Below are 13,083 nucleotides of genomic sequence, written 5' to 3'. Positions count from 1 at the left end.
TAGAAGTCGATGGGAGGACTATGGTGCAAGCGGGAAACGCGCATTACCGGCTCGCCAAGGATCTGCCCTCGACGATCCCGATCTTTCCGCTCGAGGGGGCGCTTCTGCTGCCGGGCGGCCGCATGCCGCTCAACATCTTCGAGCCGCGCTACCTGCAAATGGTGGACGAGGCGGTCGCCGGCTCGCGGCTCATCGGTGTCATCCAGCCCAGTCTTGACGGCGCCTTGCGCGACGATGGCGAGCCTCAGCTCTGCAATGTCGGCTGCGCCGGCCGCATCATCGCCTTTTCCGAGACCGGCGACGGCCGCTACCTGATTTCGCTGCAGGGCGTGTGCCGGTTTCGCATCGGCCATGAACTGACGGTCAAGACGCCGTTTCGCCAGGCGAAACCGGCGCCTTTCCTCGCCGATCTCGATGACGATCCGGCGGCGAACGAGATCGACCGGCCGGCGCTGCTGAGGGCGTTTCGCGCCTATCTGCAGGCCAATGATCTCGAAGCCGACTGGGAAAGCGTCAGCCGCGCCGAAAATGCCATGCTGGTCAACGCGCTGTCGATGATGGCGCCCTATGGTCCGGCCGAGAAACAGGCGCTGCTCGAGGCCGCCGACCTGAAGACAAGGGCCGAAACGCTGATCGCCATCACCGAAATGGCGCTGGCGCGCGAGAATGAGGATTTTGGCTCGAGTCTGCAGTAAGATGTGCCGATATTCAGGTGATGCCGGCCACTTTTCGACCCGGCCTGGCCTGAATCTCAACGCATCTTCCGATGGTTGGTCAGGAGGCGACACGGTGGCGGCGGATGGGCGTGACGGAAAGAATTTCAATGTCGACCCCAAGTTGCTGGAGCTCCTGGCCTGCCCGCTGACCAAGGGGCCGCTGGCCTGGGATCCGGAGCGGGGCGAACTGATCTCGCGGGTCGCCAAGCTCGCCTATCCGGTGCGCGACGGCATCCCGATCATGCTGCCCTCCGAGGCGCGGACCATCTCGGCGGAGGATGTGCTGGCGCCGCCGCGGCTGGGTGGGCCTTCGTAGTCGCTTCGTCATCCCAGGGCGAAGCAGCCGCGCAGCGGCGTCGCGGAGACCCTGGGATCCACGCCGCGACGTATGTGACGTGCGGAAGCGGTCCAGAACCAGGTGCCTTTCTTCCCACGATATAGAGACGCAATTCTGGACCGTGACACTCTTCGTTTGAAGTCGCGGCATGGATTCTCGGGGTCTGCGCGACGGAGCTTCGCTCCTGCTCCGCCCGTGGATGACGAAGGTAAGGGCCGCACCTACTGAAAATTGCGGCCCTTGGGCATGACGCGTTCCGCCTCTTCCGACAGCATTGCAATATCCTGTCCGGCCGGCGCATTGCGTGGCGCGGGTCTGCTGTCGCGACCCGGAGCCTCTGCCTTGGCGGGCGCCGGGGAGGCGCCAGGCGCTCCGGCCCCGCTGACCTTCTCCAGGAGCACGGTCAGCCAGGGCGTCAGATCCTCGATCTTTTCCGCCACGATATGGATCACACCCGATTCCGACTGCAATTTCCCGCTGACCTTCACGAACCGCGCACCCATGACGATGGGGCGGAAGCGGGTAAAGGTCCGCTCCCAGAAAATGACATTGGCGACAGCCTTGTCATCCTCCAGCGTCAGGAAGATCGCGTTGCCCTTGCCGGGGCGCTGGCGCACCAGCACGAGGCCGGCGACGGAAACCCGCCTGCCGTCGCGTATTGAAGGCAGGTTGGCATTGGGCGTGACGCCGGCGCGGTCGAGCCGTTCGCGCAGGAAGGCGACGGGATGTGCCTTCAGCGACAGGCCGAGCGAGCGGTAGTCGTGGATGACGTGTTCGCCGAGCGGCATTTTCGGCAGCTTCGTCTCGGGCTCGAGTTCGCGCAGGCGCAATGCCGGCTGGTCGAACAGCGGCAGTTTTTCGGCCGCACTCCTGGCGCCCAGCGCGCGCACCTCCCACAGTGCGGCACGGCGGTCGAGGCCGATCGAACGGAAGGCATCGGCCTGCGCCAGCCGCTCGATCTCGTCGACATCGAGGCCGGAGCGCAGCCAGACATCCCGGACGGTCTCGTAGCCTGAGCCGCGTCGCGTGACGAATTGCTCCATGCGTTCCTTGGAAAGCCCCTTGATCTGCCGGAAACCGAGGCGCAGCGCATGATTTGTCTCGATGACCCCACGCATCTCGGCATGGCGCGGCAGGATGCGGGCCGGATCGAAAGCTGCCTTTTCCAGGGTGCAGTCCCAGACTGAATAATTGACGTCGACCTCGCGGATGTCGACACCATGGTCGCGCGCGTCGCGTACCAGTTGCGCCGGCTGGTAGAATCCCATCGGCTGCGAATTCAGGATCGCGGCGCAGAACACGTCGGGATAGAAGGTCTTGAACCAGCACGAGGCATAGACGAGCAGAGCGAAGGAGGCGGCGTGGCTTTCAGGAAAGCCGTATTCGCCAAAGCCTTCGATCTGCTTGAAGCAGCGCTCGGCGAAGTCTCGTTTGTAGCCTTTCTTGACCATCCCTTCGATCATTAGCGTTTCATAGTTCCCGATCGTGCCATTGCGTTTAAAGGTGGCCATCGCGCGCCTTAGCTTATCTGCCTCGCCGGGAGAGAAGCCCCCGGCATCAATGGCGATCTTCATTGCTTGCTCTTGAAACAGCGGCACACCGAGCGTCCGCTTGAGAATGGCTTCAAGCTCCTTGCTCGGATACTCAACCTTCTCTTTCCCTTGCCGTCGGCGGAGGTAGGGGTGAACCATATCGCCCTGGATCGGGCCGGGCCGAACGATCGCCACTTCGATGACCAGATCATAGAATGTGCGGGGCCTGAGACGCGGCAGCATGGACATCTGGGCGCGCGATTCGATCTGGAAAACCCCAAGCGTGTCGGCACGGCAGATCATATCGTAGACGCGGCCATCCTTTTGCGGAATCGTCGCTAGGGTCAGGCGCCGGCCATATTTGTCTCTCACACCGTAGTGAGTTTCCAGCAGATCAAAGGCGCGCCTCAGGCAAGACAGCATCCCTAGCGCGAGCACATCGACTTTGAGGATGCCGACATTGTCGAGGTCATCCTTGTCCCATTCGACCATCTTGCGCTCGTCCATCGCCGTCTTGACGATGGGGACGATCTCGTCAAGCCGATCCTTGGTGATGACGAAGCCGCCGACATGCTGGGACAGATGACGAGGAAAGCCCATAATATCGTTGGAGCGCTCGATCACCAGTCTCGCCAGTGGATCGGCACGGTTGATGCCGCCGGCGTGAGCCTCCTTCTCGCCAAGCTCAGAGGTTGACCAGCCCCAGATCGTGCTCGACAATGCGCTTCTGACATCCTCGGAGAGGCCCATCGCCTTCGCCACTTCGCGTAGTGCCGAGCGACCGCGATAGCTGATGACAGCAGCAGCAAGTGCCGTGCGCTTGGCACTGTATTTGTTGTAAATATACTGGATGACGACATCGCGCTTTTCATGCTCGAAATCGACATCAATGTCTGGGGGCTCGTCACGTTCCGTTGAAACAAAACGCTCAAAAAGAACGTCCAGAAGGCTGGGATCAACTTCCGTAATCTCAAGGCAAAAACAAATGACGGAGTTTGCGGCGGAGCCGCGTCCCTGACACAGAACACCCTCCGAGCGCGCGAACCGAACGATGTCGCGAACGGTAAGGAAATAACGGGCATATTTCTTCAGGCCAACAATTGTGAGTTCATGCCGGATGAGACCTTCCACTTTGTCAGGGATGCCCTCGGGGTAACGTTTCCTGGCGCCATCCCAAGTCAATCTTTCCAGTTCGGTCTGAGGGTCGACGCCTGCCTCGGTGGTCTCTTCCGGGTAGTTGTGCTTCAGCTCTTCCAGAGAGAACTCTAGACTCTCCCCGAAACGCAGCGTCTCGGCCAGCGCTTGCGGGTGCCTGCGGAACAGGCGCGCCATCTCCAACGGCGGCTTCAGGTGACGCTCGGCGTTGGCGGTGAGTTCGAGGCCGACCTCGGCGACGGGCGTATTGAGGCGGATCGCGGTCAGCACGTCCTGCAATGGGCGCCGTTCGGCCGTGTGGTAGAGGACATCGTTGGTCGCCATCAGCGGGATGCCGGCACTCTCGGCCATCGCCGCCGCCTGCTCGATCCGGAAACGGTCATTGCCCGCATAGTCGGGCGAGACGCCAAGCCGCAGGGCTTTGCCGAAACGATCCTTGAGCTGGCGAAGCAGGGCAAGAGTGCCTTGCGCCTCCGCCACCAGATCGGGCAGGATCGCCAGCGACATCAGGTCCCCCCATTCCAGGAGATCGCTGCGCTGGAGAAGCGTGGCGCCCTTTTCGGTTTCGTCGCGCAGATTGGCCTGGGTGAGCATGCGGCACAGATGCCCCCAGCCCGCACGGTTCCGGGGATAGGCGAGAATGTCCGGCGTGCCGTCGCCGAAAACCAGCCGGCAGCCGGGATGATAGAAGAGTTTTTCGACCTTGGCCTGCTGCCAGGCGCGCACCACGCCGGCAACCGTGTTGCGGTCGGCAAGGCCGATCGCGGAGAAACCCAGGAGCTTGGCCGCGACCACCAGCTCCTCCGGCTTGGAGGCGCCGCGCAGGAAGGAGAAATTCGACTGGATGCCGAACTCGGCATAGGGGATGACGGTCAGCGCGTTCATGCGAAGACCCCGTGCATGAACCAGCGCGGCGGCACCTGCGGGTTGCCATAAAGGCCTTGCCGGTAGAGCCAGAAGCGGCGGCCGTCGGCATCCTCGATGCGGAAATAGTCCCGGGTGGATGTCGCCGGATCGCTTGACGCCTCACGCCACCATTCGGCGGCGATGCGTTCCGGACCCTCGACCCGGGTGACGCGGTAGAGCGCGCGCCGCCAGCGGAAGTGCAGCGGCGGCCCCTCCGGCATTTCGGTGGCAGGCACCTCGATGAGTTCGGGCGCGCGGAACAGCCGGATCGGCCGCTCCGGCGGGAAGATGGTTTTGGGCGCCTGCATCCTGTCCGGCTTCTTCGGCGGCGTGGTCCGGCGCGGCGCCTCGGTGAAGGGGATGATGGCGACGGCGCGTTCCGGCAGATGGCTTTCCACGGCGACCGGCTGCAGGACCGCGCCTTCGCCGAGCCGGGCGCGGATGCGGTCGGCGAACAGCGCGATATCGGCGCCGTCATCGGCCACGTCGCCCGTCAGGTCGGCCTGCGCCATGTCGAAAGCGGCGACGGCCAGTACGGAAAGCCGCACCAGGTCGAAGCCATAGCCGGCATCGATACTCTGCTCGAGTGCCGCCAGCCTTTCATGGAACAGCTTCTGGATCAGCCGGGGATCGCGCATCGGCCGCGAGGTGCCGAGCGCAATGCGGCTGACCGCGCCGTCGACGCGGAAGAGCAGCAGCGCCAGCGTCCGGGCGCCCTCGCCACGGCGCTCGAGATCGGTCTTCAAGGTCGTCGCCAGCAGGCCGACCAGCCGCTCGATGTCCTCGGTCAGCGTGACGGGCTCGGCGAGATGGCGCTCGACAGAAAGCGGCGCGACGGGAAGGCGGGGCGAGACCGCCTCGTCGAGACGGCCAAGCGCCTGGTCGAGGCGCAGCAGCAGGGTGGCGCCGAAGCGGCGGGCGAGCGGCGCGCGCGGTGCCGCCATGACGGCGCCCGCCGTGCGCAGGCCGACGCTCTCCAGGCTGGCTCGGGTTTCCGGCGCTATGCGCAATGCTGCGAGCGGCAAGGGTGCCAGCAGTGCTTCCTCCTCGCCGCCGGCGACGATGCGGTCGCCGCAAAAGCGTGCCGCCGCCCAGGCCGCTCCCGGCGTCGGGGCAAGGCCGGCGCGGACATCGAACCCCTGATGGAAGAAGCGCGACAGGATGTCGTCGAGCATGGCGCGTTCGCCGCCGAACAGATGGGTGCAGCCGGTGACATCGAGGAACAGGCCGTCCGTCCCATCCAGCGCCACCAGCGGGGTGTAGCGGTCGCACCAGTCGGCAAGGCCTTCGAGCAGGCGGCGGTCGGCTTCCGGATCGGCCTCGACGATGTCGATCGACGGATGCATGGCGCGCGCATCGGCAATGCCCATGTCGCGCTTCAGGTGCAGTGCCTCAGCCCGCTCGTCGAGGGCCGAAATGCGCTGCGCGTTCCCCTGGCGGTGGCTGATCACGAGCGGTGGGTGAGATGGCGTCGGGTGATCCGACGGCCGGGAACGCCAGGACCGCCCCAGACGCTGCCGCAGGATCCTTTCGGCCGCGAGGTAGGGAAACCACAGGGACAGGATTCTTTGGCCGGCCTGCCCGTCTTTCCTCGCTTCGTCTTTCTTCGCCCCATCTCTCGTCGAATGCGCGTTCATCGGGGTTCCACTCCAGTGTGAATTGTCCGGGCAGGGCCGTGCGGCTCTTGCCGATGGTGATGGTGAAGGCGGGGCGGCCGATCGAACCGGCGAGCGGCCCGGTGATCGTGGCGCGCGGCACGGCAGGCGCCGATGCGACAATGAGGCGGACTGGCGCCGCGGTCGGTTCGGGCTCGGCCGCCTGCCGCAGCAGGAACACCGGCCGGCCGGCACTTGCCGCCCTTGCATGCAGCCGGCGCGTCGCGGTCAGGTCCAGCCGCTGCGGGTTGCCGCGAATCTCCAGGATGACGGCGGCGAGCGCCGTCATCCGGGCGGCCTCCTCGGCTACCCACAGCGCATCGACGAGCCTGGGCGCCTCGGAAAACAGCAATTGCCCGGGCTCGATGCCGAACGCGGCATGCAGCCCCCTGGCATAGGGAAAGCCGGCCTCGCCAAAGATCTCCGATGTACCGATCCACAGCACCGGCAGTCCGTGTGCCTGCTTCAGGATCAGGCTGGTGAGCGACAGAGCGAAGCCGGCAACGGCTCCGGCATCGCGGGTTTGCCCGCCATGGATTTCGCTCAAGGCGGCTTTCGGCAGGCCGCCGCTCAGGGCGGCATCGAGGCGTTCGACGCCGGTGGGCAGGAAGGCATCCGGCAGGGCCGCGGCAAGGCCGCGCCGGACGATCGTGAGATCGGCATTGGACGTGACATCGGCGCTGACGCCAGCATCAAGCGGCGCGCCAGCCGGCACCTGCAGGCGCTCGGGCAGCGTTCCCTCGATTTTCGCGATCTGGCGGCGCAGGGCAAAAACAGTCTCCCGCGCCACGGCGCTCATCGCCATGACGGTCAGCTTCCACTCACAATTGTTCCTGTTATGTTCTTATAGATTCCAGAGGGCGGTTGAAGAGTCAAGCAGAGTCACAAGGAATTTATTCCTCATGCCGTGCGCCTCAGCCCTGTTATTTGCCTCGACCGGTGCGAAAGCCTATATGCCGGGATCAAAGGATAAAGCATGGCCCGCATCTACAAAACCCGAACCTGGCATGGCGAACTTGCGCCCTCGATGGAGGAGCTGGAGTTCCTCGCGCTGGAGGCCTATGCCCATTTGCCGGAGGAGTTTCGCAAGCTGACCGGCGAGATCGTCATCCAGATCGCCGAGTTCCCGACCGACGAAATCATGGACGACCTGTCGCTGGAAACGCCGTTCGACCTGCTCGGCCTGTTCGAGGGACGCGGCATCGCCGAGCGCTGGAACCCGCAGACCGGCGAAGGCCCGAACCGCATCACGCTCTACCGCCGCGCCATGCTCGACTACTGGGCCGAAAACGAGGAAACGCTGGGTGACATCGTCACCCATGTGCTGATCCACGAGATCGGCCACCATTTCGGCCTGTCGGACGATGATATGGAGCGGATCGAGGAAGCGGCTGAATAGGCTCGAACCTTCATCACCCTAGGGTCTGCGCCGCGTCGCTTCGCTCCTTGCTTCGCCCTAGGACGACGAAGAGAGGAAGCCCCTACCAGTCGCTGAGCTTGGTGTCCGGCCCGTATTCCTGGCCATCGACATCCTTCACCACGGCCTGGCCGCAGCGCATGGTCTTGGCTTTCTTGTCATAGGCATAGGTCGGCGAGCCGAACAGGTGCCAGCCCTTGTTCAGCGCCGCCGTCACCTTGTGGCAGAAGCTGGCGTCGTCCGGGCCGGTCAGAAAGCGGTAGAGTTTCATTTTCTCAAGTCCTGTCGTGAATGAACTTGGCCGCGATCATGCGCCGATGGCGGCGGCCTTCGCCAGCAGTTTTTCGGCCTGCGCCAGATGCAGCCGCTCGACCATTCTGCCATTCAGCGCGATCACGCCCTTGCCGCTGTTTTCGGCGAGGGCAAACGCGTCCTTCACCAGGCGCGCCTCGGTCAGCGCTGCCGGCGACGGCGCGAAGGCGCGGTTCGCCGCGTCGATCTGGGCCGGATGGATGAGGGTCTTGCCGTCGAAGCCCATGGCCGCCGCTTCCGCGCACTCGCGGGCAAAGGCGTCGAGGTCGCGAAAATCGTTGGCTACGCCGTCGAGCATGTCGAGACCGCCGGCGCGCGCGGCCAGCACCATCTGCATCAGCCACGGCACGAGATAGCGCCGGTCCGGCGTCGCCAGCACGCCGGTGTCCTTGGCCAGGTCATTCGTTCCGGCAACGAAACAATTGAGCCGTGAGGCCGGATCGCGGCCAAGCTCGGCGATCGCGCCGATGTTGAGCATGGCCTTGGGCGTCTCGATCATCGCCCACAGCTTCACGCTGTCGGGGGCAAAATTGTCATCCAGCACGTCGCCGACCTCAAGGATGTCGCGCGGTGTGGCGACCTTGGACAACAGGATGCCGTCGGGCTCGAATTTTGCCGCGGCCAGCAGGTCGTCGGCGCCCCATTCGCTGGCCAGCGCGTTGACGCGCACCACCATCTCGCAGCGGCGGCCAGAGGCGACCGGGCGATTGGCGAAAATGCCAGCCAGCTTTTCACGGGCGGCGACCTTGTCGGCCGGGGCGACGGCATCCTCGAGGTCGATGATGACGGCATCACAGGCAAGCTGCGCGATCTTGGCCAATGCCTTGTCGCTGGAGGCCGGGACATAGAGCACCGAGCGGCGCGGGCGGTAGGGTTCGGTCATATCCGATCTATGCCGTCTGTGGATGGTCGAGGCAAGCGTCCGACCGGTGCCTGACACGAGCCAATCGCCGAAGTTGGCACAGGCCCTGCACGAAAACTGCACAGGCCTGCGGAAAAGCTCCTCGGATCCGCCCTGCCGTCTCCCTGCCGGCCTGCGAGACAGGCGGCATGCAAAAGCGAGCAAAACCCCGTTGGTCCCTGCCCTACCGGCTGCGCAGCGAAGGCTGGTGGCTGGTCGAACCGCCGCGCGCCAATCCCGCGGCGATCCTCATTCCCTTTGTCCGCAAGAGCTTGCCGGCCATGCGGTCGCCCGCGATCAGGAAGGTCCGCTCATGACATCGTTCTTCACAGCGGCACCAAACTATTGCAGCCGCTTCGGCGTTGCCGTGCTGCTGGTCGTGCTGGCGGATTTTCTGTTTTATGGCCAGCCCGCCGGCATCGCGGTTTTCCTGTTCGCCCTCCTGATCGCCGCGGCGATCGTGGCCGTGCACCCCGCGGCCTTCAGCGACGGCAGGGTCTGGCTCAAGCCCGCCGCCTTGCTTGTCGCGTTGCTGCCGCTCGCCGAAAACGTCAGCGCGCTGTCGGTCGCGATCGCACTGTCGGCCCTGGTCGTGTTCGCGCTTTCGCTGAGCGGCCGCCTGCGACACCGCATCGCCCGCATTGCCGGCCAGATCGCACTGTTCTGGCTGGCGGCGCCGTTCCGGTTCGCCAATGATTTCATCCGCTGGCGCAAGACCGCGCGCCGGTTCGGCGGCCGCCGCATCCGGCTGGCGGCGATCGCGGTCTGGGTGATGCCGCTGACGCTGGGCGCCGTCTTCCTGGCGCTGTTCGGCGCCGCCAATCCGGTCATCGACCACTGGCTGTCGCTGATCGACCTGATGAAGCTGCTCGATCTCATCCAGCTGGCGCGTATTGCCTTCTGGCTGTTCGTGCTCGCCGGCGTCTGGGCCTTTCTGCGGCCACGCCTGCCGCGATTCCGGCAGCGCCTCCCTCGGCCGAACCATCCCCCTGCCGATGCCCAGCCGGCGGCCGTCCCGGACAGGCATGTCGTCGAGGATATAGTGTTCGGCAAGGCAGCCATCCTGCGCGCGCTTGTCGTCTTCAACATCCTGTTCGCGCTGCAGACCGGGCTCGACGCCACCTACCTGTGGGGTGGGGCAGCCCTTCCCGACGGGTTGAGCTACGCCGCCTATGCGCATCGCGGCGCCTATCCCCTGATCGTCACGGCGCTGCTTGCCGCCGGTTTCGTCCTTGCGGCGCTCAGGCCCGGAAGCGAAACCTCGGCGGATCCGCTCATCCGCCGGCTGGTCTATGCCTGGGTGGCGCAGAACATCATGCTGGTCATCTCGTCGATCCTGCGGCTCGACCTCTATGTCGGCATCTACGCGCTGACCTACTGGCGCATCGCCGCCTTCGTCTGGATGGTACTGGTGGCGGCGGGCCTTGCGCTTATCATCGCCCGCATCGCGCTTGGAAAATCCAATGAATGGCTCCTGTCCGCCAATCTTCTGACGTTATCGGCGATGTTTTATGCCTGTTGTTTCATCAACTTCGCCGCCACGATCGCCAACTACAATGTCGACCATTCCTTCGAAATGACCGGCCAGGGCATTCCCCTCGACGCCTGGTATCTGCGCTCGCTCGGTCCGGGCGCGTTTCCGGCGCTCGATCGCTTCTTCGATCATCAAAGCAGGACGGCTGAAGCCGGCGCCACACTCGAACTGGCGAGACTGCGTGCCATCGATGAAGGCTGGTACCGAACCGTCCAGGAAAACTGGCGGGCCTGGAGCTTTCGCGACTGGCGCCTGCTTCGATATCTCGACACCAGGGGGTCGTTCGTGGTTCCTGATGCCACCAAACCGTACGGGACGGGCCGCTGATCCATGCCGCATCACATCCTCGTCGCCGACGATGATCCGCATATCCGCGAAGTGATCTGCTTCGCGCTGGAAAAGGCCGGCATGAAGACTTCAGCCGTTTCCGATGGCGCCGCCGCCTTGCAGGCGGTCGAACGGCATCCGCCCGACCTCATCGTGCTCGACATCGGCATGCCCGAGATGGACGGGCTGGAGGTCTGCCGGCGGCTCAGGCAGCGATCCGACGTGCCGGTGCTGTTCCTGTCCGCGCGCGACGAAGAGATCGACCGCATCCTCGGTCTCGAAATGGGCGGCGACGACTATGTGACGAAGCCGTTCAGCCCGCGCGAGCTCGTCGCCCGTGTCAACGTCATCCTGCGCCGCGCGCGCCCGGCGGCGCCGGAACCGATCGACGACAGGCAGTTCGCGCACGGCAAGCTCGCTTTGGCGCCGGCGAGCCACGCCGCCAGCTTCGACGGCCAGCCGCTTGCCCTGACGGGGATCGAGTTCTCGATCCTGAGAGGGTTTCTGGCGCGGCCGACGCATGTGCTCGACCGCGACGCGGTGATGGCAAACGCCTATGCCGGCAAGGTCCATGTCGCCGACCGTACAGTCGACAGCCATATCCGCAACATCCGCGCCAAGCTGGCGGCGGTGGGTTGCCTCGACGCCATCGAGACCGTGCATGGCGTCGGCTTCCGGCTCGGCCGATGCGGCTGACGAGCAAGTGGATCGGCCGCAAATGGCGGCCACGGCTTGCCACGGTCGTCGTCGCCATCCTGATCCTGGTGATGGCGCTGCCGCTGGTCGGCCTGTTCTTCTTCCGCCTCTACGAGAACCAGCTGATCCGCCAGACCGAGGCGGAACTGATCGCGCAAGGCGCGGCGATTGCCGCCATCTATGCGCAAGAGGTGCGTGACGCCGGCATTGTGCTGGACAAGCTTGGCGCGCCGATGCCGCGGCCGGACGGAAGTGCCGGCCGAGGCGCCAGCCCCGACGGGCCCTACCGGCCGATCGAGCCGCGCCTCGATCTCGCCTCCGACACCGTGCTGCCGACCCGGCCGGCGGCGATATCAGCCACCGCCGATCCCGCCTTCGCCGCGATCGGTGCGCGCCTGTCCGGCATTCTCGACGCCACGCAGAAAACCACGCTGGCCGGCTTCCGGCTGCTTGACGCCAGGGGCGTCGTCATTGCCGGGCGCGAGGAGGTCGGGCAGTCGCTGGCCGAGGTCCAGGAGGTGCGCGACGCACTTGCCGGCCACTATGCCAGCGCGCTCCGGCTGCGCATCCCCGACCAACCTGCGCCGCCTCTCTATTCGGTCAGTCGCGGCACCAGGGTGCGTGTCTTCGTCGCCATGCCGGTGGCCGTCGACGGCAAGGTTGCCGGCGTGGTTTACGTGTCACGGACGCCCAACAACATCGTCAAACATCTCTATGGCGAACGCGGCAAGGTGACCTTGGCGGCGATCGCCATTCTGGGCGGCACGCTACTCATCGGCCTCGTCTTCCTGCGCACCGTCAGCCGGCCGATCTATGCGCTGATCGACCGCACCCAGCGTATCGCCGCCGGCGAGCGCGACGCGATCCGGCCGCTCGACCATCACGGCACCTACGAGATGGCAGAGCTTTCCGCCGCCTTCCTCGACATGGCCGAAAAGCTGCAGGCGCGCTCGGACTCGATCCAGACTTTCGCCACCCATGTCTCGCACGAGCTCAAATCGCCGCTGACGGCGATCCAGGGCGCGGCGGAACTGATGCGCGATTCCGGCAGCGCGATGGACGATGCCGAGCGGCGGCGCTTCTCGGACAATATCGTCACCGATGCCGGGCGGCTCAATCTGCTGGTGCGCCGGCTCCTCGATCTGGCGAAAGCCGAAAACCTCGCACCCAGCGGCGAAAGCACCTCGATCGATGCCGCGCTGTCGCTGCTGCCCGTCGACAGCAGGCTGGCGGTCCGCGTCGAGGCCGGCGGCGATCTGGCCCTGCGCATATCGGGCGAGAACGGAGCAATCGTGCTTGCCAATCTCATCGACAATTCCGCCAGGCACGGCGCGACGCGGGTTTCGATCACAGCCGCAAGTGCCGGCGGCAAGGCGACGGTGCTGGTCGGCGACGACGGCGCCGGCATTTCGCCGAGCAACCGTGCGCGCATCTTCGAGCCGTTCTTCACCACGCGGCGCGATACTGGCGGCACCGGCATGGGCCTCGGCATCGTGCTGGCCCTCCTGAAAGCGCATGATGGTATGATCAGGCTGGTTGACAGCGAGCGCGGCACGCGCTTCGAGATCATCTTGCCGGCGGCATAGACGGGCCGC

Annotated in this window: 12 protein-coding genes; 7 read left to right on the top strand and 5 right to left on the bottom strand. The window is 65.3% G+C overall.

What is annotated here, in order from left to right; translation table 11 throughout:
- Positions 1 to 23: 23 nt before the first annotated feature.
- Positions 24 to 695 carry an LON peptidase substrate-binding domain-containing protein gene (locus FJ977_RS32060; protein ID WP_140776232.1) on the top strand — a complete coding sequence of 224 codons (672 nt, stop codon included), beginning with the start codon at positions 24 to 26 and terminating at the stop codon, positions 693 to 695.
- A gap of 94 nt (positions 696 to 789) precedes the next feature.
- Entirely contained in the window at positions 790 to 1,032 is a 243-nt protein-coding gene (locus FJ977_RS32055; protein ID WP_127872755.1) for a Trm112 family protein, read from the top strand.
- A 242-nt stretch (positions 1,033 to 1,274) separates the two neighbouring features.
- Here the strand turns inward: FJ977_RS32055 and FJ977_RS32050 are convergent, their stop codons facing one another.
- The 3 genes from FJ977_RS32050 to FJ977_RS32040 are packed head-to-tail and all read right to left on the bottom strand — an operon-like array spanning position 1,275 to position 7,106.
- Entirely contained in the window at positions 1,275 to 4,625 is a 3,351-nt protein-coding gene (locus tag FJ977_RS32050) for an error-prone DNA polymerase (RefSeq protein WP_140776230.1), read from the bottom strand.
- Positions 4,622 to 6,097 carry a DUF6504 family protein gene (locus FJ977_RS32045; RefSeq protein WP_140776228.1) on the bottom strand — a complete coding sequence of 492 codons (1,476 nt, stop codon included), beginning with the start codon at positions 6,095 to 6,097 and terminating at the stop codon, positions 4,622 to 4,624. The genes FJ977_RS32050 and FJ977_RS32045 overlap by 4 nt, the downstream gene beginning before the upstream one ends.
- On the bottom strand, positions 6,039 to 7,106 hold the full coding sequence (locus tag FJ977_RS32040; protein ID WP_140776226.1) for a hypothetical protein: 1,068 nt from the start codon (positions 7,104 to 7,106) through the stop codon (positions 6,039 to 6,041). Before FJ977_RS32040 ends, FJ977_RS32045 begins: the two co-directional genes overlap by 59 nt.
- 171 nt (positions 7,107 to 7,277) lie before the next feature.
- On the opposite strand from FJ977_RS32040, the gene FJ977_RS32035 reads away from it, so the two are divergent.
- Entirely contained in the window at positions 7,278 to 7,700 is a 423-nt protein-coding gene (locus FJ977_RS32035) for a metallopeptidase family protein (RefSeq protein ID WP_056574387.1), read from the top strand.
- An 82-nt stretch (positions 7,701 to 7,782) separates the two neighbouring features.
- Here FJ977_RS32035 and FJ977_RS32030 read toward each other — a convergent pair whose 3' ends face one another.
- Both FJ977_RS32030 and FJ977_RS32025 read right to left on the bottom strand, forming a co-directional pair.
- The gene (locus FJ977_RS32030) at positions 7,783 to 7,989 is read right to left on the bottom strand and encodes a DUF1737 domain-containing protein (protein ID WP_027047555.1); all 207 of its coding nucleotides are present in this window, start codon (positions 7,987 to 7,989) and stop codon (positions 7,783 to 7,785) included.
- A 36-nt stretch (positions 7,990 to 8,025) separates the two neighbouring features.
- Positions 8,026 to 8,913: a CoA ester lyase gene (locus tag FJ977_RS32025; RefSeq protein ID WP_140776224.1), complete on the bottom strand. Its 888-nt coding sequence runs from the start codon at positions 8,911 to 8,913 to the stop codon at positions 8,026 to 8,028.
- Between the two features lie 167 nt (positions 8,914 to 9,080).
- On the opposite strand from FJ977_RS32025, the gene FJ977_RS36005 reads away from it, so the two are divergent.
- From FJ977_RS36005 to FJ977_RS32010, 4 genes are read left to right on the top strand one after another with little or no spacing between them, the layout of a single operon-like run.
- Positions 9,081 to 9,248, top strand: a complete 168-nt coding sequence (locus FJ977_RS36005) for a hypothetical protein (RefSeq protein ID WP_181180128.1) — start codon at positions 9,081 to 9,083, stop codon at positions 9,246 to 9,248.
- Positions 9,245 to 10,792: a DUF4173 domain-containing protein gene (locus FJ977_RS32020; RefSeq protein WP_140776222.1), complete on the top strand. Its 1,548-nt coding sequence runs from the start codon at positions 9,245 to 9,247 to the stop codon at positions 10,790 to 10,792. The genes FJ977_RS36005 and FJ977_RS32020 overlap by 4 nt, the downstream gene beginning before the upstream one ends.
- A 3-nt stretch (positions 10,793 to 10,795) precedes the next feature.
- A complete protein-coding gene (locus FJ977_RS32015; protein ID WP_140776220.1) occupies positions 10,796 to 11,488 on the top strand; it encodes a response regulator transcription factor in 693 nt (230 codons plus the stop codon).
- Positions 11,479 to 13,074, top strand: coding sequence for an ATP-binding protein (locus FJ977_RS32010; protein ID WP_140776218.1), 1,596 nt, complete (start codon positions 11,479 to 11,481; stop codon positions 13,072 to 13,074). Before FJ977_RS32015 ends, FJ977_RS32010 begins: the two co-directional genes overlap by 10 nt.
- Positions 13,075 to 13,083: the final 9 nt, after the last annotated feature.

This window comes from Mesorhizobium sp. B2-1-3A (assembly GCF_006442655.1).
In the GTDB taxonomy this organism is placed as follows: domain Bacteria; phylum Pseudomonadota; class Alphaproteobacteria; order Rhizobiales; family Rhizobiaceae; genus Mesorhizobium.
This window is presented reverse-complemented; position numbering and strand designations above follow the sequence as displayed.

What these genes read in the sequence shown, in the direction of transcription:
- FJ977_RS32050 (WP_140776230.1), bottom strand. Translation starts at nt 4,625, where the DNA reads ATGAACGCGCTGACCGTCATCCCCTATGCCGAGTTCGGCATCCAGTCG.
- FJ977_RS32040 (WP_140776226.1), bottom strand. Translation starts at nt 7,106, where the DNA reads ATGGCGATGAGCGCCGTGGCGCGGGAGACTGTTTTTGCCCTGCGCCGC.
- FJ977_RS32035 (WP_056574387.1), top strand. Translation starts at nt 7,278, where the DNA reads ATGGCCCGCATCTACAAAACCCGAACCTGGCATGGCGAACTTGCGCCC.
- FJ977_RS32030 (WP_027047555.1), bottom strand. Translation starts at nt 7,989, where the DNA reads ATGAAACTCTACCGCTTTCTGACCGGCCCGGACGACGCCAGCTTCTGC.
- FJ977_RS32025 (WP_140776224.1), bottom strand. Translation starts at nt 8,913, where the DNA reads ATGACCGAACCCTACCGCCCGCGCCGCTCGGTGCTCTATGTCCCGGCC.
- FJ977_RS36005 (WP_181180128.1), top strand. Translation starts at nt 9,081, where the DNA reads ATGCAAAAGCGAGCAAAACCCCGTTGGTCCCTGCCCTACCGGCTGCGC.
- FJ977_RS32020 (WP_140776222.1), top strand. Translation starts at nt 9,245, where the DNA reads ATGACATCGTTCTTCACAGCGGCACCAAACTATTGCAGCCGCTTCGGC.
- FJ977_RS32015 (WP_140776220.1), top strand. Translation starts at nt 10,796, where the DNA reads ATGCCGCATCACATCCTCGTCGCCGACGATGATCCGCATATCCGCGAA.
- FJ977_RS32010 (WP_140776218.1), top strand. Translation starts at nt 11,479, where the DNA reads ATGCGGCTGACGAGCAAGTGGATCGGCCGCAAATGGCGGCCACGGCTT.